The organism is Flavobacterium sp. W21_SRS_FM6 (genome assembly GCF_052119645.1).
Taxonomy (GTDB): Bacteria; Pseudomonadota; Gammaproteobacteria; order Enterobacterales; family Alteromonadaceae; genus Paraglaciecola.
Genome location: NZ_JBGQOM010000008.1, coordinates 1 through 25,720, shown reverse-complemented (window position 1 = coordinate 25,720; position 25,720 = coordinate 1). Strand labels below are relative to the sequence as shown.

27 protein-coding genes and 1 riboswitch are annotated in these 25,720 nt (G+C 42.0%); of the genes, 15 read left to right on the top strand and 12 right to left on the bottom strand.

All coding sequences use genetic code 11. The features are described from left to right. Positions 1–96: 96 nt before the first annotated feature. From ACEN2L_RS13930 to ACEN2L_RS13915, 4 genes are read right to left on the bottom strand one after another with little or no spacing between them, the layout of a single operon-like run. A complete protein-coding gene (locus ACEN2L_RS13930; protein WP_441744531.1) occupies positions 97–1,854 on the bottom strand; it encodes a sugar phosphorylase in 1,758 nt (585 codons plus the stop codon). A gap of 11 nt (positions 1,855–1,865) precedes the next feature. Then, a complete protein-coding gene (locus ACEN2L_RS13925) occupies positions 1,866–3,092 on the bottom strand; it encodes a glycosyl transferase (RefSeq protein ID WP_306020459.1) in 1,227 nt (408 codons plus the stop codon). Between the two features lie 45 nt (positions 3,093–3,137). After that, on the bottom strand, positions 3,138–3,959 hold the full coding sequence (locus ACEN2L_RS13920) for an HAD-IIB family hydrolase (protein WP_306020460.1): 822 nt from the start codon (positions 3,957–3,959) through the stop codon (positions 3,138–3,140). Further along, the gene (locus tag ACEN2L_RS13915; RefSeq protein ID WP_441744529.1) at positions 3,949–4,866 is read right to left on the bottom strand and encodes a hypothetical protein; all 918 of its coding nucleotides are present in this window, start codon (positions 4,864–4,866) and stop codon (positions 3,949–3,951) included. The genes ACEN2L_RS13920 and ACEN2L_RS13915 overlap by 11 nt, the downstream gene beginning before the upstream one ends. Positions 4,867–5,105: 239 nt before the next feature. Then, a riboswitch (molybdenum cofactor riboswitch) is annotated at positions 5,106–5,267 on the top strand. Between ACEN2L_RS13915 and moaA the strand changes: the two genes are divergently transcribed. From moaA to moaE, 6 genes are all read left to right on the top strand, one after another. Next, positions 5,258–6,226, top strand: coding sequence for a GTP 3',8-cyclase MoaA (gene moaA, locus ACEN2L_RS13910; RefSeq protein WP_306020462.1), 969 nt, complete (start codon positions 5,258–5,260; stop codon positions 6,224–6,226). Its footprint overlaps the riboswitch before it by 10 nt. A 1-nt stretch (position 6,227) precedes the next feature. After that, entirely contained in the window at positions 6,228–6,797 is a 570-nt protein-coding gene (mobA, locus tag ACEN2L_RS13905; protein ID WP_441744527.1) for a molybdenum cofactor guanylyltransferase, read from the top strand. Between the two features lie 33 nt (positions 6,798–6,830). Next, positions 6,831–7,379 (top strand): molybdenum cofactor biosynthesis protein B, encoded by a 549-nt coding sequence (moaB, locus tag ACEN2L_RS13900; RefSeq protein ID WP_441744525.1) that lies wholly within the window; start codon positions 6,831–6,833, stop codon positions 7,377–7,379. A gap of 1 nt (position 7,380) precedes the next feature. Continuing rightward, on the top strand, positions 7,381–7,884 hold the full coding sequence (gene moaC, locus ACEN2L_RS13895) for a cyclic pyranopterin monophosphate synthase MoaC (RefSeq protein WP_441744523.1): 504 nt from the start codon (positions 7,381–7,383) through the stop codon (positions 7,882–7,884). Between the two features lie 15 nt (positions 7,885–7,899). Then, complete coding sequence (locus ACEN2L_RS13890; RefSeq protein WP_441744521.1) at positions 7,900–8,157, top strand: MoaD/ThiS family protein; 258 nt, start codon at positions 7,900–7,902, stop codon at positions 8,155–8,157. A 2-nt stretch (positions 8,158–8,159) separates the two neighbouring features. After that, positions 8,160–8,651, top strand: a complete 492-nt coding sequence (gene moaE, locus ACEN2L_RS13885; RefSeq protein ID WP_441744519.1) for a molybdopterin synthase catalytic subunit MoaE — start codon at positions 8,160–8,162, stop codon at positions 8,649–8,651. 163 nt (positions 8,652–8,814) lie between these two features. On the opposite strand, the gene fur is transcribed toward moaE, so the two are convergent. Then, positions 8,815–9,234: a ferric iron uptake transcriptional regulator gene (gene fur, locus ACEN2L_RS13880; protein ID WP_306020467.1), complete on the bottom strand. Its 420-nt coding sequence runs from the start codon at positions 9,232–9,234 to the stop codon at positions 8,815–8,817. A 284-nt stretch (positions 9,235–9,518) separates the two neighbouring features. Between fur and ACEN2L_RS13875 the strand changes: the two genes are divergently transcribed. Beyond that, positions 9,519–9,698 (top strand): hypothetical protein, encoded by a 180-nt coding sequence (locus ACEN2L_RS13875; RefSeq protein WP_441744517.1) that lies wholly within the window; start codon positions 9,519–9,521, stop codon positions 9,696–9,698. Between the two features lie 561 nt (positions 9,699–10,259). Here the strand turns inward: ACEN2L_RS13875 and fldA are convergent. The 5 genes from fldA to ACEN2L_RS13850 form a co-directional block, all read right to left on the bottom strand. Then, the gene (fldA, locus tag ACEN2L_RS13870; RefSeq protein ID WP_306020469.1) at positions 10,260–10,784 is read right to left on the bottom strand and encodes a flavodoxin FldA; all 525 of its coding nucleotides are present in this window, start codon (positions 10,782–10,784) and stop codon (positions 10,260–10,262) included. Between the two features lie 54 nt (positions 10,785–10,838). Then, on the bottom strand, positions 10,839–11,048 hold the full coding sequence (locus ACEN2L_RS13865) for a DUF2788 domain-containing protein (RefSeq protein ID WP_306020470.1): 210 nt from the start codon (positions 11,046–11,048) through the stop codon (positions 10,839–10,841). A gap of 313 nt (positions 11,049–11,361) precedes the next feature. After that, on the bottom strand, positions 11,362–12,189 hold the full coding sequence (locus ACEN2L_RS13860) for an alpha/beta fold hydrolase (RefSeq protein ID WP_441744515.1): 828 nt from the start codon (positions 12,187–12,189) through the stop codon (positions 11,362–11,364). 33 nt (positions 12,190–12,222) lie between these two features. Beyond that, the gene (locus ACEN2L_RS13855; RefSeq protein WP_441744513.1) at positions 12,223–12,618 is read right to left on the bottom strand and encodes an H-NS family histone-like protein; all 396 of its coding nucleotides are present in this window, start codon (positions 12,616–12,618) and stop codon (positions 12,223–12,225) included. Positions 12,619–12,728: 110 nt separating this feature from the next. Continuing rightward, a complete protein-coding gene (locus ACEN2L_RS13850; RefSeq protein ID WP_441744511.1) occupies positions 12,729–14,384 on the bottom strand; it encodes an electron transfer flavoprotein-ubiquinone oxidoreductase in 1,656 nt (551 codons plus the stop codon). 423 nt (positions 14,385–14,807) lie between these two features. Between ACEN2L_RS13850 and ACEN2L_RS13845 the strand changes: the two genes are divergently transcribed. The 3 genes from ACEN2L_RS13845 to ACEN2L_RS13835 all read left to right on the top strand — a co-directional run bounded on the left by ACEN2L_RS13845 (position 14,808) and on the right by ACEN2L_RS13835 (position 18,623). Beyond that, positions 14,808–15,557 carry an electron transfer flavoprotein subunit beta/FixA family protein gene (locus ACEN2L_RS13845; RefSeq protein WP_441744509.1) on the top strand — a complete coding sequence of 250 codons (750 nt, stop codon included), beginning with the start codon at positions 14,808–14,810 and terminating at the stop codon, positions 15,555–15,557. Continuing rightward, positions 15,557–16,483, top strand: coding sequence for an electron transfer flavoprotein subunit alpha/FixB family protein (locus ACEN2L_RS13840; RefSeq protein ID WP_306020476.1), 927 nt, complete (start codon positions 15,557–15,559; stop codon positions 16,481–16,483). Before ACEN2L_RS13845 ends, ACEN2L_RS13840 begins: the two co-directional genes overlap by 1 nt. A 178-nt stretch (positions 16,484–16,661) precedes the next feature. Next, positions 16,662–18,623: a beta-galactosidase gene (locus ACEN2L_RS13835; RefSeq protein ID WP_441744507.1), complete on the top strand. Its 1,962-nt coding sequence runs from the start codon at positions 16,662–16,664 to the stop codon at positions 18,621–18,623. Positions 18,624–18,679: 56 nt separating this feature from the next. Here ACEN2L_RS13835 and ACEN2L_RS13830 read toward each other — a convergent pair whose 3' ends face one another. Together ACEN2L_RS13830 and ACEN2L_RS13825 are read right to left on the bottom strand one after the other, a co-directional pair. After that, positions 18,680–18,988 carry an isoamylase early set domain-containing protein gene (locus ACEN2L_RS13830; protein WP_441744505.1) on the bottom strand — a complete coding sequence of 103 codons (309 nt, stop codon included), beginning with the start codon at positions 18,986–18,988 and terminating at the stop codon, positions 18,680–18,682. A gap of 400 nt (positions 18,989–19,388) precedes the next feature. Next, positions 19,389–20,435, bottom strand: a complete 1,047-nt coding sequence (locus ACEN2L_RS13825; protein WP_441744503.1) for a GlxA family transcriptional regulator — start codon at positions 20,433–20,435, stop codon at positions 19,389–19,391. A gap of 90 nt (positions 20,436–20,525) precedes the next feature. Here ACEN2L_RS13825 and ACEN2L_RS13820 point away from each other — a divergent pair, with 90 nt between their 5' ends. From ACEN2L_RS13820 to ACEN2L_RS13800, 5 genes are all read left to right on the top strand, one after another. Continuing rightward, positions 20,526–22,331, top strand: coding sequence for an acyl-CoA dehydrogenase (locus ACEN2L_RS13820; protein ID WP_441744501.1), 1,806 nt, complete (start codon positions 20,526–20,528; stop codon positions 22,329–22,331). Between the two features lie 28 nt (positions 22,332–22,359). Continuing rightward, positions 22,360–23,364: an NADP-dependent oxidoreductase gene (locus ACEN2L_RS13815; RefSeq protein WP_441744499.1), complete on the top strand. Its 1,005-nt coding sequence runs from the start codon at positions 22,360–22,362 to the stop codon at positions 23,362–23,364. Next, a complete protein-coding gene (locus ACEN2L_RS13810; protein WP_441744497.1) occupies positions 23,361–24,128 on the top strand; it encodes an SDR family NAD(P)-dependent oxidoreductase in 768 nt (255 codons plus the stop codon). Before ACEN2L_RS13815 ends, ACEN2L_RS13810 begins: the two co-directional genes overlap by 4 nt. A gap of 40 nt (positions 24,129–24,168) precedes the next feature. Beyond that, entirely contained in the window at positions 24,169–24,933 is a 765-nt protein-coding gene (locus ACEN2L_RS13805) for an SDR family oxidoreductase (RefSeq protein ID WP_306020485.1), read from the top strand. A 102-nt stretch (positions 24,934–25,035) separates the two neighbouring features. Further along, positions 25,036–25,635, top strand: a complete 600-nt coding sequence (locus tag ACEN2L_RS13800) for an FMN-dependent NADH-azoreductase (protein ID WP_441744495.1) — start codon at positions 25,036–25,038, stop codon at positions 25,633–25,635. Positions 25,636–25,720: the final 85 nt, after the last annotated feature.

Genomic DNA, 25,720 nt, shown 5'->3' with positions numbered 1-25,720 from the left:
AAGCGCTTAAGGTGATTCTTATCAGTGACATGTTAGTAAAATCACCCACTCAACGTCTAAATAGTTGAGCGGTGATCACGCGCCTTAAATTAATCATTAATGGGCTAGGTTACTGATCCACACTGCGCGATATGGACTCAAAACCATCTCCAGATCTTCATGTTGAATGGCTTGCTCAGTGAGTAAGTCGACCCACGTGTCTGTACCAATAAGATTGATGTCACTTAAACGAACTGTTTGCTCTTGGTCAGAAATATTGTAGATACAAAAAATACTTTGGCGTCGATCAAGGCTTTGACGCCAAAACCCGAATAGTTGTTCACCTAGTTGCAAGGTAAATTGCACTGCATTGGGATGAAATGCGGGTTGTCGCTTTCGCACACTAATCAGGTGTGACATGCGTTTAAGTACTTTACTGTGTTGGCTGTAGGGGCTGTCTAGGGCTTCTGTTAGTGCGTCATAATCCCATTTGTGTCGATTAATTGCGCGATTGTGGCTAGTGTTTTTTAATTTTTCATAGTCGTTATTCGTGCCCAAAAGACTATGGATGTATAAACCGGGGATCCCTTCTAAAGCAAACATGATGCTGTGGGCACAAATAAAGCGTTCTAAACCCCACTTATCTTGGCCTTTAGTGGTGCCTTGCAGAGCGTCAAATAAAGCAATGTTGATTTCATAGGCTTTTTGCCCCCCATTTTCGGCCATACGCCACGAAATTCTACCGCCAAAATTTTGCATGGTGGTGACCAAAGAACTCAGCTCATCATCACTTAATAAACCTTCAGCGGGTCTTAAACCAATGCCATCATGTGAAGCTATAAAATTAAAAAAGAAGGTGCCATTTTGCGCGGGCGGCATACTGCCTAGCCAGGCTTTTAAATGCCGACAGTTTCCTGTGACAAGGGTGTTGACCAACAAGGGGGGCAAGGAAAAATTGTAGATCCCATGGGCTTCGTTAGCATTACCAAAGTAGGTTAAGTTTTGTCTGTTTGGGATATTGGTTTCAGTAATGATCACCGCGTCAGACACCGCATGTTCCATCAAAGTGCGCAGTAAGCGCACCACTTCGTGGGTTTCCTCTAAATTAATAGAAGGTGAGCCCAACTTTTTCCATAAAAATGCCACCGCGTCCAAGCGAAAAATACGAATGCCTGCGTCTAGGTATTGGCGAATTATAGATACAAACGCCAGTAATACCTTAGGATTTCGAAAATCAAAATCGACTTGGTCGTGACTGAACGTACACCACACGTATTGCTCACCATTAGCGGTTTCAGTTAAACGCAATAAGTCTGATGTACGGGGGCGAACGACTTGCGATAAGTCATCTAATGGCGAAGCAGTGAAGAAAAAGTCACTGCCAGGTCCTTCACCTTTGATAAAATTATTAAACCATGCACTGCGCGCAGAGCAGTGATTAATTACCACATCGGACATTATTCTGAAATCGCTACAAATGGCTTTGATGTCGTCCCAGTCACCTAACGCTTCGTTCACACTTGAATAGTCGATTACTGAAAACCCGTCATCCGAACTGTAGGGAAAAAACGGTAAAATGTGCACACTGTTGATGGTGTCTGGGCAATACTGCATTAAAAACTGTTTGAGTGTTTTAAGCGGTGCAATCTCCTTTTGCTCAATGCTGTCGCCATAAGTGATTAAAACGATATCGCTTTGGTCCCAATTATTATGGTGGCGCAAAGGCACCATTAACTTGTCGCTGTGGTCAATATTCATGGTGACTAACAGCTGTTGTGCAATATCTTCTATGGTTTCACTCAACTCGATTTCGGCGTAAATCACCTTTAAGTGGTGATTAACCCGCTCTTTAAGTTGTTCAACTATCGTTAACATCGTGCTACACCTCAACTATCTTGAAATTCGTTTAAGTCTAATTCGACCGCTTCTTTTAGCTTCTCAAGTACATCAGGCATCGCACTTACCACCCTATTCCAACTTGGAATAAATGGGGTTTCCATAGGGTTATCTAAAAAGCTCTCACCGGCTTTCATGATGTTTTGCGCAAACAGTTCAACCGCCTTTTCTTCGCTATGAATATCCAGTGCTAAACCGTTCATTAAGGCGTCATTGTGATAGGCCTCTACAAAATCCAGCGCAATCCTGTAATAGGTTGCCTTGAGTGAGCGGAACAGTTCCATACTGAAGGTTTCACCTTGCGTAGCCAATTTACGGAACAACGACTTGGTGATGTCGATTGACATCTTAGAGAGGCCACCTTGGTCATTATGGGCCGATAAATCTTGGTGTTTATGATCATAAGTATGCGCAATATCCGCCTGACATAAACGATTAGACGAATAGTTGCGATGCATTTCAGACAATACACCTATTTCGAGACCCCAATCGCTGGGGATGCGTATGTCATTGAGTACGTCTTTACGAAACGAAAACTCTCCCGCTAATGGATAGCGAAAACTGTCCATATAATCTAAGTAAGCACTCGGGCCCAGTACTTTTTTTAAGGCTTTTATCAAGGGAGTAACCAACAAACGCGATACGCGTCCGTTTATTTTGCCGCCAGCAACTCGCGCATAAAAACCTTTGCAAAACTCATAGTTAAACTGAGGATTAGCCACTGGGTAGATGAGTTTTGCTAGTAATGAGCGGTCATAGGTCAGTATGTCACAGTCATGCAGCGCCACCGACTCTGCTTTATTTGAAGCTAATACATAACCCATGCAATACCAGACGTTACGCCCTTTGCCTAGCTCTTTAGGCGCTAGGCCGAGCTCTCGTAATTTTTCGTCTAAGGCTTTTAAACGGGGTCCATCATTCCACAAAATACGATGATGCTGAGGTAAGCGCGAGAAAAATTTGAGTGCATGTTTGTATTGGGCTAAATCGGCGCGATCCAAACCGATGACAACTTGAGATAAATAAGGCACATCACATAATTCTTCAATGATATGTTTGAGTGCAGGGCCTTCAAGCTCGGAATAGAGTGAGGGCAAAATCAGCCCCATTGGGCGCTTTTTAGAAAATTTAAGTAATTCTTTCTCGACATCTGTGATCGGACGATTTGATAAGTTATGTAATGTGGTCACAATGCCATTTTGATAAAAGTCGGCCATTTTGCCTCCAGTGAGTTAAGTATTATTTAAAAAAATGTGAACAGATTAAAAAAGTAAGGGCTCCAAACATTCAGACCAACCTGCTGGACCCGTAAGGGTGCTAGTAATAACGGTTTTTTGGGTATCGATATAGGGAGGTGGATTACTGGGAGATAAAATCCGAATAGGATAATCAGCGCCCGCTAACATTACAGCGTCGTTTTGCCCGTCGCCTAGTGCAACAGATACCCAGTTTTCTTGTGGTTGTTGCTGTTTAAGTTGTAACATCAACCAATTCATTGCGTGTGCCTTATCACACTCATCTTTAAGATGGATAAAACGCCCACCTTCAACAGGTGTCGCGCCTAAATTTCTAAGTGCAGCTATAAACTGTTGTCTTTGTTCATCATTACCAAGCCATTCAATAGGCTCTCCAAATTCTCGCTGCATTGCCAAGGTGGCGTCTGTTTTTTGCAAACCTGTTGCCTCACAAACTTGCTCGACCGTCATCGTGGCAAAATGTCGAAATAAGCCCTCAAACTTGGGTTTCACCGAATCGAGCAGGTTTAACCAAGTGTCACGGGGAGAAGCAAAGGCAAATCGTAAGTATTGTCCAGATTTTTCTAGCTGAAGTGGTGGATTGGTAAGAAAATTCAAAGGTAAATAAATGGCTGCGCCATTTTCGACTATAAAAGGCCCCGTCAGACCGATTTTATCTCTGAGCACCTCGACCTCAGCACGGGTTTTACTGGTGTTAGGAATGACAGAAATATTCTGGGCTTTGAGTTTCGCTAAGGTGCCAGTCGCTGCGCTGAAACTGTAATCGTCGTGATCGAGTAACGTGCCGTCTAAGTCTGTAAAAATTACAGGGCTTTGGTTATTTAACACGCTGTACTCCTTGTTCGCTTTGAGTAATATGTTTCATAATCTTTCGCTGTGAGTTTAGCTCAAACACTTCGTTACAATGTGAGGGTAGAGTGCTCAAACCGTGCTCTGTGAGGCGTTGATAAAATTGGATAAAGCGTTCAATTTGTTGGGCATTCATTATCTGCGTGTTTGAGGTAGATGCCAACGAGGCGGCAAGTTTCTGTTCTTGCTCTAATCGCCAGTTAAACACATTTGAAAAATCTGGGGCTTTTAGCATTACCCAATAGTGCATCTGTTGATATAAAGGTTCATAACAGCTGGCTAATTGCTGGTTTACGTAAGTGCGCCACGTAGCCTGCGGATCTTCATTTGCTTCCAGCTCGTTCACCGGCGCCTTCAGTTCTTGCGGGCTTTGGGCTGTTACGCCCCAGCACCAACCTTCTAAAATGACAATATCTACAGGCCCCGTTACCCTTGACCATTGGTCTTCTGGGAAAGGGTTGTCATTGGCTTTATTAAACTTAGGCACAGCAAGGGATCCTTCAGTGCAGCTTAACGCGGTTAAAACGCTATGCATCAGTGCCGTATTATGAGTACCAGGTACGCCCCGTGTTTTAAACAAGGGATGGACGCTTGCTGCTAACGTGAGGCGCTGACTTTGATTCAGGTAAAAATCATCAAGTGATAAAATAACCACATTGAGCTGATAGCGTTGTTTTAGGTAAGTGCCTAAAAAATCGCCTAAAGTTGATTTTCCGGAACCTTGGCAGCCGTTGATACCCACATAATAAGTCTTTCTTGCCTCTTTTTGGTGCAAAGCGATGCGGTCAGCCAAAGGTGTGTAGTAGCGCTTTGCGGTAGTAATAAACCCACTGCTTAGCTTGTGTTCATTGATAAATTGCTCGATCATGGGCTTGTCGTTTTCCATTAGTCAGCATAAAGTTTTTATGCAAATTAAGGTGCGTACTCTGCAACCATGATTACAGGTATCAACATACATGCCACAATGTGTACGTAACAAAATTCAGCACGATAATTCACTCAGTACGCAAAAAAATTAGGCTTATTTACTGCAGCAGCTAGTGTCTAATGAGCTGTTTATGTTACAACAGAGTAAGAATCGAATAGTGTGTTTCGATTGTTTAAAGAATCGACTGGACGGAAGTCCTTGTAAACTAACTCCGAGCTTAGTGACCTAAATCAATGACAGGGTGACTAAGCCGCAATTCGTGATTGGATTGCCAGGGTTGTGCGAGAAATCAAGCAGCCTCCCCAAAGCCATTTTGTTCAATGCGCTTTACTTTGGAAAGGTGTTAAATATGTTAGAAGATAAATTTGGCCGGCGCTTTCATTACCTGCGCCTGTCAATCACTGATGTTTGTAATTTCAGTTGCACGTATTGCTTACCTGACGGGTATGCGTGCGACTCTGATCGTGATTTTATGAGTGTGGCTGAAATTAGCACATTGGTAAGCACCTTTGCCAAATTGGGTACCAGTAAAGTGCGTATAACCGGTGGCGAACCCTCCTTACGTAAAGACCTGCCCGAGATAATCAGGCAATGCGCCTCTACTCCCGGAATCGAACATGTTGCCTTAACTAGTAATGGTTACAAGCTTGAAAAGTGTGTAGAAGAGTGGGCTGAGGCTGGCTTAGATTCCATTAATATCAGTATTGATAGCCTTGATCCTAGGTTGTTTGCTGCAATTACTGGTCATGACAGTTTAGATACTATCTTACGGGGCATTGATAAGGCTTTACTTTTAGGGCTCAAGGTGAAGGTGAATGCCGTATTGATGCGTCAATACAATGAAGCAGAATTTGCTAGCTTTTTAAATTGGGTTAAATCAACACCGATCAGTTTACGGCTTATTGAGCTAATGCAAACCGGTGACAATGTGACATTTTTTCAAAAAAATCATGTATCAGCGGAACCTCTTAAAAATCAACTATTGCAAAGCGGTTGGGGACAAGTCATTAGGGACAAAGCTGCTGGGCCTGCCCAAGAGTTTTATCACCCTGATTACGCGGGCAAGATTGGTTTGATAATGCCCTACAGCAAAGACTTTTGTCATTCATGTAATCGTTTACGAATTTCAGCTACCGGAAAATTGCACTTATGTTTGTTTGCTGAGGAAGGTTTGAACATTCGTCGCTATATCACTGCAGGTGACGAACAAGGGCTTCAACAAGAATTGGTGGCTTTGTTAGGCGATAAAGAAGCCAGCCACTGGTTACAAGACGGCCTGACCGGTGCAACCAAACATCTGGCAATGTTGGGCGGTTAAAGTGGCAGCAACAAAAACCAAAACCCTCGCGGTGGTGCTTGCTGGTGGCCAATCAAGCCGAATGGGGCAGAATAAGGCGGCCATGTTTTCAAGCAAATTACAAAATTCATTGCTCGGTCACTGTACTCAATTATTAGCGCAGCTGACTGATGTCGATGTGTTGGTTAGTGGTGAGAATGAAGTCGGGGGCATCGCGGATATTTTACCACAGCGGGGTCCGTTGTCTGGTATCCACGCGGTACTTGCCCATATTGATTTGTTTACCCCGATAACAGGCTTCCTCTTTGTTCCGGTAGACATGCCTAATTTAACGATTACAACCTTAAATAACTTATTGGAATTTGGGCGTACTCATGGGTGTGCGGCTTATCCAAATAATTGTTTTTTACCTTGTTATTTGCCTAATACGCCTCATCTTCGACAGGTAGTAGAGCAGCAAATGATACATACACAAAACTGGTCTATTAAAGCGTTATTACAACAATTAAATGGGCAATCATTCTTCGTCGATAATAGGGCTGAACTCGTTAATGTAAACGAGCCAAAAGCATTTTCCTTGCATTGCCAATAGGCTGAATTGACTCATACTTTTTAAGGTAATTTGATGATGAGTAAACATGATACTCAAGAAAAACAATCATTAAACATTGCAGTGCTTACCGTGTCAGATACTCGAACGCCAGAAAATGACACATCAGGGCAGTTTTTAGTAAGTGCTGCAACAGCGGATGGGCACAATGTTGTTGAACACCTTATCGTCAAAGACGATAAATATCAGTTGAGGGCCGCGGTTTCACGGTGGATAGCCTCTGACGATGTACAAGTGGTGCTATGTACCGGTGGAACGGGCTTTACTGCCAGAGATACTACACCAGAAGCCTTAAGTGTGTTATTTGATAAAGACATCGAGGGCTTTGGTGAATTATTTCGCTATCTGTCGTTTACTGAAATAGGGACCTCTACCGTGCAATCACGAGCATTGGCAGGCATGGCGAATAGTACCGCTATATTTTGTCTACCCGGTTCCACAGGAGCCTGTAAGACAGGTTGGAACGGTATATTGCAGCAACAATTAAGCGCCACCCATAAGCCATGTAACTTTGTTGTGCATTTAAAACAATCTGCTCAGCCAAATTGCGATCCACGAGGTTGATATGACTCAAAAAAACAAGGCGTTCGAGCAAGCACAGTTTTCGCATGTCGATCAACAAGGCAAAGCGGCCATGGTTGATGTAACGGATAAACTCACTACTCAGCGAACCGCTGTCGCTAAGGGCAAAATTACCATGTCAGCCCATGCTTTTGAGATCTTAGTCAACAATCAACACAAAAAAGGGGATGTGTTGGCAGTTGCGAGGATCGCTGGTATTCAAGCAGCGAAAAAGTGCAGTGATTTGATCCCTTTATGTCACCCCCTAATGCTTAGTAAAGTGCAAGTGGATTTTGAGCTGATGGGCAACGAATGTGCAGTAGAAATTGAATCAATGTGCAAGCTTTCAGGACAAACGGGTGTTGAGATGGAAGCCCTGACCGCGGTGTCTGTTGCGGCTTTAACGTTGTTTGATATGTGTAAAGCTGTTGATCCAAGTATGGTTATTTCAGATATCCGGGTCGTTCATAAGCAAGGTGGAAAAAGTGGCACTTGGCAGGCAAATTAAAAAAGAGAAGTCCCTATGTTAAAGGTTGTATTTTTTGGTCAAATACGCGAGCGCTTAGCTACCGACCAGTTGAGCCTTGATATAGCGCAGTTACCGACCCCCTTAACGGTAAAGGCCTTGTGTGAATATCTTGCTTCAAAGGGCGAACAGTGGCGTGAATTGATCACGACGCATAGCTGTTTAATTGCAGTGAATCAAACTATGGCCAATCTCGATACTCCAATTAATGGTCATGATGAAGTGGCTATCTTCCCGCCAGTAACGGGAGGTTAGTGATGAGCGCTAATCTAAATTTACATAATGAAGACCGCATTAGCGTGCAAGAAGGGGACTTCGATGTAGCGCTTGAGTATCAGCGTTTACAGCACTTAAGTGCCAACAACGGTGCCGTGGTTTTTTTTGTGGGCTTGGTCAGAGACTTTAACGCAAACCAGCTACTCAATGGTTTATTTTTAGAGCATTATCCAGCGATGACTCAAATCGCTTTAGCTGACATTGTACGACAAGCCAAAGAAAAGTGGTCATTGGGTAGTGTTACCCTTATCCATCGGGTGGGTAAGTTGGCGGTGAACGAGCAAATTGTCATGGTGGGCGTGACAAGCCAGCACCGCCAAGCCGCATTTCAAAGCGCAGAGTTTATGATGGATTATTTAAAAGTAAACGCGCCTTTTTGGAAAAAAGAATTGAGTGAATCAGGGGATTTTTGGGTTGAAGCAAAACAAACCGACCAACAAGCCGCTAACCGCTGGTCACCTAAAACCTCGTAGGATGCAGTAAAGCGAATCTTGCGTATCGATTATTGAAAATTCTGCGGCGTAATTGCCATCAACGATGTTTACATGACTTGTTTTAGTGGGCAGGGCAAAACCCTTAATATTGAGCTCAAAGCGCTGCTATAGCGCGTCGTGCAACGCGCTAGCAAACTTTTGGCTAGTCTTCACTACAATCTGTTTCGCACTCACCGTACAAGTATAGGCTGTGGTGAGTTAACTTGATATTGTGACGTTTAGCCACTTCATCTTGACGTTTTTCTATGACGTCATCTTCAAACTCAATAACTTTTCCACATTTCAAACACACTAAATGATCATGATGTTTCTTATGACTGATCTCAAAAACAGACTTGCCACCTTCAAAATGATGACGATTTAAAATACCAGCGTCATCAAATTGGTTTAATACGCGGTAAACCGTTGCTAAGCCAATTTCTTCGCCGTGTTCAATAAGTAGTTTATAGACATCTTCGGCACTAATGTGCTGGTTAGCGGGCTCTTGTAAAATCTCGAGTATTTTTAAGCGGGGCAGAGTGATTTTTAAACCCGCTTTTTTCAATTCTTTATTTTGTTCCATTAGCTTACTAATAAATAAGTTGTGGCTCCATTATAAGGTACTCAACACGATTTGAAAGTGCCAAGACCATTATTTAGTGGCTAAGTGTTTAATAAAACCAGGTGAGTAGGTAAATAGTTAAATATGTGTTGAGCTTCACTATTTTTATAGAGTGAGCAAGACTATTCAATTAGTGTTAAGAAAGTATGTAAGATGCTATTTTTTCTGGATAAGTTTAAATTATTGCCGATAAGAATTGAGTAAGGTATCGCTTAGCGAAATGGCTTTTTGATAGGTTTTATTAGATGAATTTGTCAGTGTTACATAAGATTATATTAGGGTTTGCCATTATTTCAGCCATGTTATTGGTCAGTAATGTAGTGTCATATTTGGGTTTAAATGAAATTATTTACTCTGCTCACAATGTGGTTGAAGAAAAAATGACCATTCAGGCCAAAATGTTACAAGTACAATCTGCTCTGTAATCACTGTCAAAAGAGTCAACAACAGGCTTTTTCTTACAAGACTTAGCCACCTAAACTAACAACAAAAAAAATTTTAGTTTGCTAGTACAGCTAACTAAACAACAATTTGATGCTTTGTCAGCAAATATGCCTGCAAATGATACCAGCTAATTACAAGGTAAAATGAGGGCGTATGCCTACTTAGATTTTGCTCAGAACATGTACAGTAGCCGCGGCCAACAGTTGAGTATTGAACAACTGTCGGCAATCAATAAAGCCATCTCACAAGACACACAAAGCCAAGATACATTACGCAATTCAATGACAAATACCTGCAATCCATTGTTGAAATTGCCGAGCAAAGTGCTGTTAGCACAGCAGAAGCAAATCAAGCCATAGGTAAAATGGATAGTTTGTCTGAGGAATTAAAAAACGTGGTAGCAAAGTTTACGCTTTAATACTGCTGAGCAAAGTTGTGTGTGTGAACCACACCGTATCGAACTAAGCAGCACTTTATTAGCAGGATCAAAAAAGGAGCACATGCTCCTTTTTTATTAATCCCAAAGATGTAGTTACAGCTATTTAGCCCAATTCAGCTAAACACATCTCTTCATGAATTTGTTTACACCAAGCTTTAACGCGCTGTTCGGTAAGCTCTGGTTGACGGTCTTCATCAATGCCTAAACCAACAAAATGGTTTTCATCGGCCATGCCTTTTGAGGCTTCAAAATCATAACCTTCAGTAGACCAGTTGCCGATAATGATAGCGCCTTTAGATTCAACGATATCTCTGACCATGCCCATAGCATCAAGAAAATATTCAGCATAGTCTTCCTGATCACCACAGCCGAAAATAGCCACTAACTTGTCATTGAAATCAATTTGTTCGAGTTCAGGGAAAAAGTCGTCCCAATCGCATTGAGCTTCACCGTAATACCAAGTAGGAATACCAAACAATAACAAATCAAATTTAGCAATATCTTCTTTACTGCTTTTGGCTATGTCATGCACATCGATTAGGCTTTTACCCAATTCTTTTTGAATCATTTTAGCAATATGTTCTGTATTGCCTGTGTCGCTGCCGAAAAATAGCCCCACACTTGCCATTATATACCTTACCTCTATTGTCTAATTTTGTTGATTTGAATTTACGGCTTGTTCTTAATGTTCAATGACATATTGCATAATGCCTTTGAATACAAAACCAGCGGCGCCCAGAAAAAGGACGAAATAAACAACTACCTTGCCTATTGTGGGCACATCATTTTTTTTCAACAGATCGTGAACAACATAGCCCATCAATAAAAACAAACCAAGGAGTGTAAGATTTAATCCAATCGCTTCAATTTGTTCATAATATTTGTTTAGCATCTGTTGCTTGTACTACCTCATTTAAAATCGGTCGCATACTAGCATAAGCTTAATCGCTTTAAAATTAGTCCGAGGTATTAAAGTCAAATTAACCAAGGTTACACTTACTATGCGGAGTTATGTGTTTAGATTGATAATCTTCCCCAAAAAACAGATTTTTAACCGGAGATATCAGCTCAGTGGTACGCATAAACATACTGAAAAGACCATATGATCACAAAGCGCTTGTTGGTGTCTGTCGCAATCAGTCAGAACGTTTTTTTTGCCTACAATTCAAAGCCTAATCAAGCGACTGAAAAGGTGAGTGCCAAATTCAAGCATTTAGGCCCGATGTCGATGATGCGGTTTTAGTAAAAAAAAGTTCAATGGTTTTAAGACAAATAGCGGGTTTCTCCGCATGCAACCAATGTCCCGTACCTCCTATTAATTTGGATTGGCTGTTTGGAAACAGTGAGACGATTTTATCTCGATGCGCTGGTAAGAGATAATCGGACAATTCACCTTTTATAAACAGAGTAGGGCCGTTATAAACAGTGTCAGCCTTAATTTCTGCCAGGATATCTAAGTAGTCTCTTTTCAGTAATGCTAAATTAAAATACCAATGCCAACCATCTTCATCTTGATAAAGACTTTTTAATAAAAACTGTCTGGTTGATAGTTCATGGACATGTTGCTTTAAAAAATCATCTGCCATGTTGCGATTAGTCATTGTGGCAAGAGGGATACTATCAAGCCCTAAAAATACAGAATCATGGCTGCGTGAATAGGCCACCGGTGCAATATCTATAATCACTAAACGCTGCACCAGTTCGGGCCTCTTAAGAGCAATGTTCATGGAAACTTTGCCACCTAAAGAATGCCCAATAATATTCACTTTTTGAATAGTTAACTCAGCTAACAATTCAATAATAAGGGTGGCATACAAATCAAAACTAAATTTGTTGGTTCTGGTTGATTTACCATGATCGGGTAAATCAACACTTAAGATATTATAATTTTCATTTAATCCACGTCTTAAAGCAGATAAATTATCTAAACTGCCAAACAATCCGTGAATCAGTAGAACCCAAGGACGTTCTTTTTCACAAAGATACGTTTGATAATGAATTTTCGACAAAACAATAATAACCTTAGCTAACAAATACTGAAAAAATCACATAATCAGAGTAAAAAATTAAATCAAAAAGTCTTCTAATTTTTTACCGCTGGCAATGGCTTTCGCGTACACCTTCGGCATTCTTCCAATACCGGTCCATTGGTGAATTTCACCATTATCATCACTGATTTGATACTTTACTGGGCGTTTCTTTTGCGGCTTAGGCGCTGGCTTTTGACTTACTTGATGTAAATCAGCTACATCAAGACCTGCATCCTGCATTTGTTGAAGAATATCAGCTAATTTTTCTTTTTTTGCTGCTTCTTGTTGCTGTAATTGTGCTTCTTTTCGTTTTCTTGCGTCAATAATCGTATTGAGCTTAGTGGCAACTGATTCAAGCTCTTCGATACTTAAATCTTTTACTGCTCCTTGTAATTTTCTTCCATGAGTTAATATTGATAAAAAATTTAACATACAACCTCTATAAGTTAGAAATTAGAGGCTACAAAAATATAGTTAAATAATATAAACCGCAATAAAAAAGCGAGAATACTCTCGCTTTTTTCATCTTTAATTCCGGGTAATTACATATTAGGGTAATTCGGTCCTCCTGCTCCCTCTGGTACCACCCAATTAATATTTTGATTCGGATCTTTAATATCACACGTTTTGCAATGAACGCAGTTTTGCGCATTTATTTGTAAAGCCTTTTCGCCGTGTGGGTTTTCAATAATTTCATAAACGCCAGCTGGGCAATAACGCTGAGCTGGCTCATCATATTTCGGTAAATTAATTAAAATAGGGATGGTTTTGTCTAGTAATTTTAAATGACAAGGTTGTTCTTCTTCGTGATTAGTATTGGATAAAAATACTGAAGAGAGCTTATCAAAACTGAGTACACCATCTGGTTTTGGATATCGGGGTTTAACACAATCTTCGGCAAATTTTAACTGATTGTGGTCATGATGATTATCTTTGAGTGTGATAAACATATTTCCACCAAACAGATTTTGTTCAATAGTATTGAATGCGCCACCCCAAAATGTGCCTAATTTATGGATCGCTGGGCCAAAGTTTCGAGAATTAAATAATTCTTTATACAGCCAAGACGCCTTGAATTTGTCCGTGTAAGCGTTTAGATCTTTCCCGCCTTGCTCGTTCTCATCTTGCAAGGTCTCAAATAGCGTTTCAGCCGCTAATAAACCTGATTTCATGGCGGTGTGATTGCCTTTAATTTTAGCAAAATTTAAGGTGCCAGCGTCACAACCCACTAATAAACCACCGGCAAAGGTCATTTTAGGTAAGGAATTAAAACCACCTTTTGCAATAGCGCGAGCGCCATAGGATACGCGTTTACCACCTTCTAGATACTGCTTAAAAATAGGGTGGTGTTTGAGACGCTGAAACTCATCAAATGGACTTAAATTTGGGTTGCTGTAATTTAAATCCATGATCAATCCAACCAAAACCTGATTATTCTCGGCATGATATAAGTAGGCCCCGCCGGTCGCATCTGAAAGCGGCCAACCGGCGCTGTGCACCACTAAGCCTTCTTGATGTTTGCCAGGATCGATATCCCAAATTTCTTTAAAGCCAATACCGTAGTGCTGGGGTGACACATCTTTATCTAGATCAAATCGTTTAATCAGTTGTTTGCCTAAATGTCCGCGACAACCTTCAGCAAATACGGTGTATTTTGCACGCAGTTCCATGCCCGGCATGAAGGAGTCTTTAGGTTGACCTTCAGCGTCAAGGCCCATGTCGCCTGTAATTACTCCGCCCACACTGCCATCTTCATTGTACAGCACCTCAGCGGCAGCAAAGCCAGGAAATATTTCAACGCCAAGTTCTTCTGCTTGGCTTGCTAACCAACGACAAACATTACCCATACTGACAATATAATTTCCTTCATTATGCATGGTTTTTGGTACAGCAATATTGGGTATTTTTGTCGCCTTAGTATCATCTTTGAGCAGATAAATATGATCTTCTGTGACTTTGGTGTGAAGCGGTGCGCCACGCTCTTGCCAATCTGGAAAAAGTTCAGCCAAGGCTTTTGTTTCAAAAACGGCACCAGATAATATATGGGCACCTACTTCAGAACCTTTTTCGACCACACAAACCATCAGCTCTTTGTCAGCTTTTTTAGCTAATTGCATTAAATGACATGCTGTAGATAGACCGGCTGGACCCGCACCGACTATTACTACGTCAAACTCCATCGATTCTCGTTCCACCATGTGTTCCTCTTTTATATTTATCTATTCATCAAAAAAATACTGAACTTAGCCTTAAAATCTAAGCACATAGACTGATTTTGGCGTAGTTTTGAACTAATTTCACGATATGTTCGTTAAGGCTTATTATGTTTTTGTAAATCACTACTGTTGTTAACTTCTAATGATTGAAAATAAAAAAGCATTTAAAAACAGTTGTTTAATAATAATTTGTTAATGATATGTTGACTTGAAGACGTCAATTTCTCAATCATTAACATCCCTATCATACTCGACATTAAGATTTGTCAAAACGAAGTTACAGTTAAAAATGGTAACAACGATGGTAAGTTGACGTTTACGTTAACATTACGTAAATTGACGCCAACTTATCTAAGCATTAATAATGCTTATTAATACAATCGATACCCATAGACAGAGGTAATAATGAAAATTCTAGTGCCAATCAAGCGTGCTATTGATTACAACGTGAAAGTTAGGGTGAAACCCGACAACTCAGCTGTCGATTTGACCAACGCCAAAATGTCACTCAATCCATTTTGTGAAATAGCAGTTGAAGAAGCCGTGCGCCTTAAAGAAAAAGGCATCGCCACAGAAATCGTTGTTGTATCGATTGGTGATAAAGCGTGCCAAGAGCAAATCAGAACGGCGCTGGCCCTTGGCGCTGACCGTGGCATTCAAATCGATACCAGTGAATCACTTGATTCATTACAAATTGCCAAGTTACTGCAAAAAGTTGTTGAGCAAGAAAGTCCCGAACTGGTGATTTTAGGTAAACAGTCGATTGACTCAGACAACAACCAAACAGGTCAGATGCTTGCTGCATTGACGGGCATGCCACAAGGCACTTTTGCCTCTGAAGTAAAAATGGAAGAAGGAAAGGTCTTAGTTACTCGTGAGATCGATGGTGGTTTACAAACCGTTGCGCTGAGCTTGCCTGCTGTGGTGACAACCGATTTACGTCTGAATGAGCCTCGCTACGCCTCGTTACCCAATATCATGAAAGCGAAAAGAAAGCCCCTTGAGGTCAAACTCGCCAGTGATTTTGGCGTGTCATTAGTATCAAACGTGAAAGTGTTAAAAGTCGAAGCCCCTGCGCAACGTAAAGGCGGTATCAAAGTCGCTGATGTAGCAGAATTAGTGGATAAATTGAAAAACGAAGCGAAGGTGATCTAATGGCTATTTTAGTTTACGTAGAACATGACAACCAAGAGCTGAAATCAGACTCTCTTAAATTAATCAACGCGGCCTGCCAGATTGACAATGATGTTCATGCCTTAGTGGCAGGCAGCCATTGCCAAAGCGTTGCTGAACAAGCTTCCAATGTGGTTGGTGTGACTAAAGTATTGTGTGCAGACAGTGCAGAGTACCAACATCAACTGGCCGAAAATATCGCAGAATTAGTGGCCGAACTAGGCAAAGACTACTCACATATCGTGGCACCAGCGACCACCACAGGTAAAAACTTTCTACCTCGAGTTGCCGCGTTATTAGATGTTGCTCAGTTATCCGATGTCATTAAAGTGATTAGCAGCGATACATTCTTACGTCCTATTTACGCAGGAAATGCACTCGCGACCGTACAATCGTCTGATACCATTAAAGTATTAACCGTGCGTACTGCGGCGTTTGATGCCTCAGCAACCGGAAATTCAGCGCCCATCGAAACCTGCTCAGTGGTAAAAGAAGCGACCAAGTCCAGCTTTGTCAACGCTGAATTAACCAAGTCTGAGCGTCCTGAACTAACCGCTGCAAGTGTTATTATTTCCGGTGGTCGTGGTATGCAAAATGGAGAAAACTTCAAATTGCTAGAAGGGATTGCAGACAAACTTGGCGCGGCCATGGGAGCATCACGTGCAGCCGTCGACGCTGGTTTTGTACCCAATGACATGCAAGTAGGGCAAACGGGTAAAATCGTCGCCCCTCAACTTTATATTGCAGTGGGTATCTCCGGAGCCATTCAACATTTAGCCGGAATGAAAGACTCTAAAGTAATTGTCGCTATCAACAAAGATGAAGAGGCGCCTATTTTTCAAGTTGCAGATTATGGTTTAGTAGGCGACTTGTTCACCGTGCTACCAGAGCTTGAAGCTGCTCTTTAACGATAAAATACTTGCGTAAACATTGAAGGCCACAAAAGATTCTTTTGTGGCTTTTTGTTATGTGTTATTTATCATATAATTAAAATCAAGTCTGCGATTAATTGACTGAAAACAACTAAACGCTTGCTGTCTGCGTTAGACAGTAATTGCCTCCTTTATTTTTCTTATTGAGTTTATTATGAACAAAGCCCCCATTCCTTGTTTGAACCTCGGTGTATGTGACTATCCAGAGCATGTTGGCTCAGATCAATGGCAATTGCATGCTCAACAACAACAGGCATTAGGCCTCAATTTTATTAGGATTGGCGAGTTTAGTTGGCAAAAAATTGAGCCTCATGCTGGGCAGTTTGATTGGCAATGGTTAGACGATGCCATTGACATTTACCAACAACACGGACTCAATGTTGTCTTAGGTACGCCTACAGCTACACCACCAGCATGGTTGATTGAAGCTCACCCAGAAATATTGGCTGTTGATGAAAACAACCAAGTGAAAAAATTTGGTTCACGCCGTCACTACGACCACGGCAGTGTCATATATCGCCAAGAGTGCCAACGTATAGTTCGCGCAATGGCCGAACGTTATGGTAACCATCCTGCTGTTGTAGGCTGGCAAACTGACAACGAACTTGGCCATGAAGGAACAGCGCAATCATATTCAGCCTCTAGTGTGGCGGGTTTTCAGCAATGGCTTAAAGCGCGCTATACAAATTTAGAGGCCCTTAATGAGGCTTGGGGTACTGTATTTTGGAGTCAAACTTATTCAAGTTGGACACAAATCAGCTCACCCAATCTGAGTGCTGTACGTCAAGCGAATCCCTCACAAGTGCTTGACTTCAAACGATACTGTTCAGATATGATCATTGCGTTTCAGCAGTTACAAATTGATATACTGCGAGACCTATCGCCGGGGCGGTTTATTACCCATAATTTTGTGATTTTTGCCAGTGAATTTGACTTATATAAGGCCTCAAAAAATTTAGATTTTGTCGCGTGGGACAGTTACCCGATCGGCATGTTGGAATACTTTGCAACATGGGAATCTGAAGAGGTTAAGACTCGCTACGCTCGTACAGGTCATCCTGATTTAGTCAGTTTAAATCACGATATTTACCGAGGTTTAAAAAATGGCACTGACTTTTGGGTGATGGAGCAACAATGTGGTCATGCAAATTGGGCGCAATATAATCCTCTTCCAGCACAAGGTGCTGTGCAATTATGGACAGCGCAAGCGTGGGCTCATGGGGCGCAAAGTGTGATCTATTTCCGTTGGCGTGCATCCCACATGGCTCAAGAAATTATGCATTCTGGCTTACTTCAACAAGATGGTCGTGCTGATCGTGGTTACCAGGAAGTCGCAAATGTTGAGCCAACACAGTATCCCTTAAGCCCAGTGAAAGCGAAAATCGCGTTTTTACATGATTTTGAAAGTATGTGGATTTACGATCAGCAGCCACATAACGCGAACTTAAGTTACTGGGCACAATTTTATCAATTTTATTCAGTCGCCAGGAGTTTAGGATTGGATGTGGATATTATCAGTCCACTTGATTTAGAGAATAATGCGTACAGCCTAGTTATTGCTCCAGCATTAACCTTGGTTACTGACGAGGTTGCACGTTTATTAGTTGAGACGGCAAAAGACACTAAGATACTGTTTGGTCCTCGTACAGCTTTTCGCACTGAATCGGGTTTAGTACCGCAAAACGGTCAGTTCTCGGCGATTGCTGATTTAGTAGGGATAAAGCTGGCAAACTTTGATTCCTTACGTCCCACTTTAAGTCAAAGTTTAGAAGCAAGTGATGCTGATTTTAACGTAAGTTTTACCGCAACTTTGTGGTGCGAATCTTATGAAGTTGGCAAGGCTAAAGCACTTTTCAAATACAGTGATGGACCAATGGCTGGCTTAGCCGCTGTGACGATATTAGACAATGTCACGGTGATTGGTGCTTTGTCTGAAAACTTAATTAAGACTGTAATAAGACAACAGTGTGCAGAACTTGCCATTGGCACAACAGAATTGGCCGATGGTATACGCTTGAGTCGGCGTGGTGAAAAAACCTTATTACAAAATTTTAATCAAAATGAAGTGAGTTTTGAAGGCCAGCAAGTTCCGGCGGTGAGTAGCGTGTTTAGATAAGTCAGGGCTTAAAAAAAATCCTAGCACTCGCTATTGAGTGCTAGGTCTTTCAGAGTTTAAACAGCAACCACTGAGTTTTCTTCCAAAGAAACGGGTGAGGGGAGATATTCATCCGCACTCCAATCGTTTTCCCATTCTTGATCGTTGAGCAAATATCTAAACTGATATTTTGCATCTTTTTCTAATTCGACTGTTGCGGTAAAACTACCGTCTTTTAATTTTTTCATAGGCACTGCAGCAGTGTCCCAATTATTAAAATCACCGACTAAACGCACTGATTCTGCTTCACGAGCTTCGTCTTTGCTAATTTTGAAAGTCACTTTACATACTGCTTTTGATTTTAAGTACTGCTTTTTAAAGGCCATATTAGCTCTCCGATTGGTAATAAAATTACAATAATTGGTTAAATATACATCAAAAATGATTTTTTGACTAGCTATCTGTAATAAACTTTCACATTCAGCCAGCTAGGCTTTCCCTAAAATAGGTCGAAAACAAAAGGTATGGTCTGTTTTGGTGCAAACCTTCCTATCTCGTGTTGCCTGTATCTTCAAGCTCTTAAGTAATTAATATTTATCAAAAAAATCTTGAAATTTAGCGTTTAGAACAGCCCTTCGTGACCACTTTTTGATGAATTTAAAAAAACGAAAAGTGGACTACGGATTACAAAAAGCAATTTTTATGCATGTTTGCCAAAATTGGCTGAGCAAGCCTATGCGCTATGCTGAGATTAAATTAGTGAGTAAATATGAAGAAAGGGTGAAATTAACGTTTAAATTTTTTGGCGTACTGACTCGGAGAGAGTCCGGTATGTTTCTTAAATAAGCGAGTAAATGAGCTAAGGTCGTCATAACCCACATGGCTGACGATGCGCTGCGCACTATCATGGGACTTTTCAAGTAACTTTTTAGCTGCCTCTACCCTCAAGCCTTGCAGATATTCAAGTGGATTTTGCTCGGTAGCTTGTTTAAATCGCCGATTGAGTGTGCGACTTGTTAAGTTGACCAAATCGGCCAAATCACTAATTTGCACTGATTGGCTGAAGTGCGCTTCTAACCATTCTTGCACTTGTAATACTTCGGGATCTTGATGGTATTTTTTAGCACGTATAGACGCATATGCGGCTTGTTGACCGCGAGATAAATCAATGACATGGGCCTTAGCTGTCGTGGTCGCAACGTCATGACCACAATAACGCTCAATTAATAACAGAGCCAAGTCAAACCACGCCATACCGCCACCAGAGCAATAAATATTGTCTGAGGTTGTGATCAGTTTTTCTGCCGCTAAGTGGACTTTGGGATAGCGACTTCTAAATAATTGAGCATAGCCCCAATGGGTAGTAGCTTCACGTCCATCAAGTAAGCCTGCTTCTGCTAACAAAAAGGCGCCACTGCAATTGCTCGCAATATCTGCCCCTAGTTCATAATGTCGCTTTATGTGCGGTAGTAAATTTCGATTCTCTTGCAGCACACTTAACAACGACCCACCAATAGTGGGGATCAATAACAAGTCGGTTTTTTTAAGTTCTTCGATAGCGATATGACTGTTGATTTCAAGTTGATTAATACAGCGCACCACTTGTTTGCCGAGGGTGGCTATTTGTACTTCAAAAAATGGGGTAGGCGGAAGCCCTTGCATTCTTTGCCAAGTGACACCAGCTAAGGCAAACAAGTCTAATGCACCGGTAATGGCACTCGCATAGGCTTGATTAAACCCCAAAATTGTTACTTTAAACAAAATTTCATCCCCGTTATAAACAAAATTTTTAGCCGCCAATAACAGCCCGTTATGTGTGGCTAAAATGACCATTAATATGTCATAAATGACAATTATTGTCTCTATTAAATTTTGTCAAGCTAAGCCATGTTTATTCAATCGAAGATGTGACGGCTAACCAATATGAATACTGAGCTAATTAAAGAAAAAGAACTGCATTTCCAACTCTACGAATTATTAGACACTGAAAATCTTTGTCAGCGAGAACGCTTCAGGGAACATAACAAAGAAACCTTTGATGCTGTGCTAGACACTGCCAATAAAATCGCCACTGAAAAGTTTGCCCCGCATAATGCTAAAGCTGATGCTAACGAACCTACTTTTGATGGTACAAAAGTCACTATGATCGAAGAGGTCCAAGCGGCGTTTGACGCTTATGCTCAAGCAGGCTTAATGGCTGCACGCTATGATTTTGACGAAGGCGGTATGCAGCTTCCTGAAACCATTATGACCGCTTGTGCGGGCTATTTTTCAGCAGCAAACCCTTCTTCTACTAGCTACCCGTTTTTAACTATTGCAGCAGCAAACGTGATTCGAAACTTTGCCTCAGAAGACATTAAAACTCGTTTTATGCCGCGTATGTTAAGCGGTGAATTTACCGGCACGATGGCATTAACGGAGCCGCATGCTGGTTCATCATTAGCTGACATTCATACCACCGCTTACAAAACAGATAACGGCCAGTATCGCATCAAAGGCAATAAAATGTACATTTCAGCTGGCGACCATGAATTATCAAAAAATATTGTGCATTTAGTGCTTGCAAAAATACAAGGTGCACCGGCTGGGGTGAAGGGTATCTCGTTGTTTGTGGTGCCCAAATACCGCTTAAATGAGCAGGGCGAAGTGGACCATAGCAATGACGTAGCGCTGGCGGGATTAATCCACAAGTTGGGTTACCGAGGTACCACCTCTACGGTATTGAGTTTTGGTGAAAAAGACGACTGCCATGGATACTTGGTAGGCGAAGAGCACCAAGGCTTGCGATACATGTTTTTAATGATGAATGAAGCCCGTCTTGGGGTGGGATTTGGTGCAGCTATGATTGGCTATCGCGGCTATCAATATTCCTTGGCCTATGCCAAAGAGCGCACGCAAGGACGCGTCGCACCCAATAATAAACCCAGTGATAAACCAGCGACAATAATTCAACATGGTGATGTGAAGCGCATGTTACTTGCGCAAAAATCCTATGTAGAAGGTGGTATGGCACTGTGTTTTTATGCGGCTCGCTTGGTTGACGATATTCACACCCACGAAGATGAAATTGTTCGCGCAGACGCGGCTGAGTTATTGGATTTACTAACGCCAGTTGTTAAAGCATGGCCATCAGAATATGGTCCCAAGGCTAACGACTTAGCGATTCAAGTACTAGGCGGCGCAGGTTATACACGCGAGTATCCCGTTGAACAGTGTTGGCGTGACAACCGCTTAAACCCTATTCATGAGGGCACCAACGGTATACAAGCTTTGGATCTGCTAACTCGAAAATTATGGCAAGCCAATGGAGCGGGTTTAAAACAATTACAAACTATTATGCAAAGTGACTTTAGTCACATGAAGGGTGATGATTGTCAGAAATTGATCGCACAGTTAAATCCCTATTTACAACAAATGAGCGAATTAATACCCAGTTTAGCGCAAGGACTTGCCTCAGATAAACAAGCTGTATTACTGGCGAATGCGAGTTGTTTTTTAACAGTGTTTGGGCAAATAGTGGTGAGTTGGATGTGGATCCGTCAAGCCAATGTGGCTGAAAAAGCCTTAGCTTCAGACAATCAGAACGAAGAAGACAACGCTTTTTATCTCGGGAAATTACAAGCAGCAAAATATTTTATTCATTGGGAATTACCCACTATCGCTCGCGATCTTCGCTTGTTAAGTGAATTAGACGATAGCTGTTCAGCCATGCAAGAAGCGTGGTTTTAATCTCCGACAACAGCGAACAGGATGCAAAATGAAAAATAAACAATTTTTACTTAAATCTCGCCCAATCGGCGCGCCAAATCGTGATAATTGGGATTTTGTTGAGACAGAGATTCCTGAACTCAAAGATGAGCAGGTCCTGATCAAGATTATCTATGTGTCACTTGACCCCGCGATGCGCGGATGGATGAATGAAGGTAAATCATACATTGAACCGGTACAAATTGGTGCGGTTATGCGTGCGAGTACGGTAGGGCAAGTTGTTGCGTCAAAAGATAGTAAGTTCGCGATTGGAGATTATGTTTACGGCCATTGCGGTGTTCAGCAATATGCAGCCGTTAGTACGGCGGGTTTGCATAAAATTGACCCCACTATTGCGCCCTTAGAACGCTACTTGGGTGTGTTGGGTATGCCAGGTATGACAGCCTATTTTGGTTTACATGAAACCGGTTTACCCAAGGCAGGTGAAACGGTAGTAGTGTCAGGTGCAGCAGGTGCTGTAGGCACCGTAGTGGGCCAAATTGCCAAGATAAAGGGGTGTAAGGTTGTGGGTATCGCGGGCGGTGCTGATAAATGCCGATACGTAGTTGATGAGCTGGGTTTTGATGGCGCGATTGATTATAAAAATGAGAACGTTAAAAACGCATTGAAGCGTCTTTGTCCAAAGGGCGTTGACGTATTTTTTGATAACGTCGGTGGCGACATTCTTGATGATGTGCTGACGCAAATTCGCATGAAAGCGCGGATCGTTATCTGCGGTGCTATTAGTCAATACAACAATACAACGCCAGTAAAAGGGCCGTCAAACTACCTTAGTTTGTTAGTCAACCGTGCGCGTATGGAAGGCATTGTTGTCTTTGATAACATCGCCAATTACGCGGCAGCGGCGACTGAAATGGCTGGTTGGATAGCGCAAGGTAAATTAAAAGCAAAAGAGCATGTAGTGACAGGTATCGAACACTTTCCTGAAACCTTACTGATGCTATTTAAAGGCGAAAATACAGGTAAATTAGTGCTTAAGGTAGAGGCAGAATGACAGCAATAAAAAATGTAGAGAACAAACATATTTTGATCACCGGTGGAGCGTCGGGAATTGGCGCTGCGACGGCAATTTTAGTGGCAAGTCGTGGCGCTAAGGTAGTGGTGAGTGATCGCAATACACAGCAAGGTGAAGCCGTAGTTAAACAAATTTGTGATGCGGGAGGCACCGCCACTTTCATTGCTGCTGACGTGAGCGACGTGGATTCTGTCGCCGCTTTATTTAGCCACGCTAAGGCAATTTATGGACCCGTAAACGTTGCGATTAATAACGCGGGTATCGATCACACACCCACACCCATGCACTTGGTTGACGATGCCGTTTTTCATAAAAATGTCGCGGTTAATCTTGCTGGCGTGTGGTACTGCATGAAGCAAGAGATAATTCAGATGCTTGAAAACGGTGGCGGCCACGTGATTAATATCGCGTCTGTGGCGGGTTTGCATTCTGCACCCACTATTGCCGCTTATTCTGCCACTAAACACGCGGTGATGGGCCTGACTAAATCAGCAGCGGTTGAATACGCCAAAGCCAATATCCGCGTTAACGCAGTATGCCCAAGCTTTATTCGTACCCCGATGGTGGAGAACGTTTTATCCCATGTCGATGAGCGCGTGCGCAATGCCATGATAAAAGCCAATCCCATGAAACGCTTAGGCGAAGTGCATGAGATTGCTGCCGCACTTGCGTGGCTGTGCAGTGATGAATCAAGTTTCATGACTGGTCAATCTGTGGTGCTTGATGGTGGCATGTTAGCCTAATAACCAGCATTAACGTGGTAACAAATAACGAGGAAAAATAATGAAAAAAGATTTATTTGATTTAACAGGAAGAGTCGCCTTAGTGACTGGTGCAAGCCGCGGAATTGGCGAGTCAATCGCGCATTTATTGGCTGCTTATGGGGCCAGAGTTATTGTATCGAGTCGCAAAATTGATGGATGTGAAGAGGTGGCGGCAAAGATTAGAGCACAAGGTGGTGACGCTGTTGCGATGGCCTGCCATGTGGGAGAAATGGCGCAGATTGATGCCATTTTTGACAACATTAAGCAGCAATATGGTCGATTAGATATCTTAATCAACAATGCTGCTGCTAATCCGTTTTTTGGTCACATACTTGATACTGACTTAGCGGCGTATAACAAAACCGTTGATGTTAATATTCGTGGTTATTTCTTCATGTCGATTGCAGCCGGGAAGATGATGAAAGAGCAGGGCGGTGGCGTGATTTTAAATACCGCGTCAGTAAATGGTATTTCTCCAGGTCCGATGCAAGGTATTTATTCAGTTACTAAAGCGGCGGTGATCAGCATGACTAAGGCCTTTGCGAAAGAATGTGGCCCCTTAAATATTCGCGTTAATGCCTTATTGCCAGGCTTAACTGAAACGAAGTTCGCTTCGGCGCTCACGTCTAACGAAAAGATCCTCAAAACAGCCTTATTGCAAATACCATTAGGACGCACTGCTCAACCTGACGAAATGGCCGCAGCGGTGCTTTACTTGGTTTCAGATGCGTCAAGTTATACCACTGGTACTACGGTAACGGTTGACGGTGGATTCTTGAGTTAAACTATTTAGTTCTAAAAAGTCGAACAAAAAAGTGCATTTTATGCGCTTTTTTTTCGACTAATTGTAGTTAAAACTGGGCTCCATCAACACGAGGAGCACGTTATGAAAAATGTTTTAGTTATCAATAGCAGTTTGAGTCACGACAAAGGTAATTCTAATATCTTAAGTCAAAAATTGCTTGCGCGTTTACAGGCAAGCACAGCAGTGAATGTCGTAGAGCGAAATTTAGCTGAAATGGAATTGCCACATTTAACCATGAATGAAATGCTGGCATGGGGCAGCGAAGTCAGCAGTCGCAGCGAAGAGCAAGTCGCACTTAATTCACTATCTGAACTATTTATTGCTGATTTGCAACAGGCTGATACCGTGGTTATTGGCATGCCAATGTACAACTTTGGCGTACCCAGTACCTTTAAAGCATGGATTGATCGTGTGGCCCGCGCTGGGATCACCTTCAATTATACTGAAACGGGTCCGCAAGGTTTACTGAGCAATAAAAAAGTGTATGTGCTAGCGGCTCGAGGCGGTATGTATGCAGGCACACCTAAAGATACCCAAACTGAATACTTAAAAGACGTATTGGGTTTCTTAGGTTTAACGGATATTGACTTTGTTTATGCAGAAGGACTCGCAATGGGGCCCGATGCAGCAGCTACTGCGTGGTCGAATGCTGAGAAATCTATCTCATCACTAATAGCGTAAGTGCAGTGTGTCCCGTCCTAAAATAAGTTGACGGTTTTAAGCCAGCATTTTTTGCTGGCTTTTCATTATATGCACTTTGTTAGGT

Coding starts and splice junctions, on each gene's coding strand:
- ACEN2L_RS13930 (WP_441744531.1), bottom strand. CDS start 1,854: ATGTTAACGATAGTTGAACAACTTAAAGAGCGGGTTAATCACCACTTA.
- ACEN2L_RS13925 (WP_306020459.1), bottom strand. CDS start 3,092: ATGGCCGACTTTTATCAAAATGGCATTGTGACCACATTACATAACTTA.
- ACEN2L_RS13915 (WP_441744529.1), bottom strand. CDS start 4,866: ATGGAAAACGACAAGCCCATGATCGAGCAATTTATCAATGAACACAAG.
- moaA (WP_306020462.1), top strand. CDS start 5,258: ATGTTAGAAGATAAATTTGGCCGGCGCTTTCATTACCTGCGCCTGTCA.
- moaB (WP_441744525.1), top strand. CDS start 6,831: ATGATGAGTAAACATGATACTCAAGAAAAACAATCATTAAACATTGCA.
- moaC (WP_441744523.1), top strand. CDS start 7,381: ATGACTCAAAAAAACAAGGCGTTCGAGCAAGCACAGTTTTCGCATGTC.
- ACEN2L_RS13890 (WP_441744521.1), top strand. CDS start 7,900: ATGTTAAAGGTTGTATTTTTTGGTCAAATACGCGAGCGCTTAGCTACC.
- moaE (WP_441744519.1), top strand. CDS start 8,160: ATGAGCGCTAATCTAAATTTACATAATGAAGACCGCATTAGCGTGCAA.
- fur (WP_306020467.1), bottom strand. CDS start 9,234: ATGGAACAAAATAAAGAATTGAAAAAAGCGGGTTTAAAAATCACTCTG.
- ACEN2L_RS13875 (WP_441744517.1), top strand. CDS start 9,519: ATGAATTTGTCAGTGTTACATAAGATTATATTAGGGTTTGCCATTATT.
- fldA (WP_306020469.1), bottom strand. CDS start 10,784: ATGGCAAGTGTGGGGCTATTTTTCGGCAGCGACACAGGCAATACAGAA.
- ACEN2L_RS13865 (WP_306020470.1), bottom strand. CDS start 11,048: ATGCTAAACAAATATTATGAACAAATTGAAGCGATTGGATTAAATCTT.
- ACEN2L_RS13855 (WP_441744513.1), bottom strand. CDS start 12,618: ATGTTAAATTTTTTATCAATATTAACTCATGGAAGAAAATTACAAGGA.
- ACEN2L_RS13850 (WP_441744511.1), bottom strand. CDS start 14,384: ATGGTGGAACGAGAATCGATGGAGTTTGACGTAGTAATAGTCGGTGCG.
- ACEN2L_RS13845 (WP_441744509.1), top strand. CDS start 14,808: ATGAAAATTCTAGTGCCAATCAAGCGTGCTATTGATTACAACGTGAAA.
- ACEN2L_RS13840 (WP_306020476.1), top strand. CDS start 15,557: ATGGCTATTTTAGTTTACGTAGAACATGACAACCAAGAGCTGAAATCA.
- ACEN2L_RS13835 (WP_441744507.1), top strand. CDS start 16,662: ATGAACAAAGCCCCCATTCCTTGTTTGAACCTCGGTGTATGTGACTAT.
- ACEN2L_RS13830 (WP_441744505.1), bottom strand. CDS start 18,988: ATGGCCTTTAAAAAGCAGTACTTAAAATCAAAAGCAGTATGTAAAGTG.
- ACEN2L_RS13825 (WP_441744503.1), bottom strand. CDS start 20,435: ATGGTCATTTTAGCCACACATAACGGGCTGTTATTGGCGGCTAAAAAT.
- ACEN2L_RS13820 (WP_441744501.1), top strand. CDS start 20,526: ATGAATACTGAGCTAATTAAAGAAAAAGAACTGCATTTCCAACTCTAC.
- ACEN2L_RS13815 (WP_441744499.1), top strand. CDS start 22,360: ATGAAAAATAAACAATTTTTACTTAAATCTCGCCCAATCGGCGCGCCA.
- ACEN2L_RS13810 (WP_441744497.1), top strand. CDS start 23,361: ATGACAGCAATAAAAAATGTAGAGAACAAACATATTTTGATCACCGGT.
- ACEN2L_RS13805 (WP_306020485.1), top strand. CDS start 24,169: ATGAAAAAAGATTTATTTGATTTAACAGGAAGAGTCGCCTTAGTGACT.
- ACEN2L_RS13800 (WP_441744495.1), top strand. CDS start 25,036: ATGAAAAATGTTTTAGTTATCAATAGCAGTTTGAGTCACGACAAAGGT.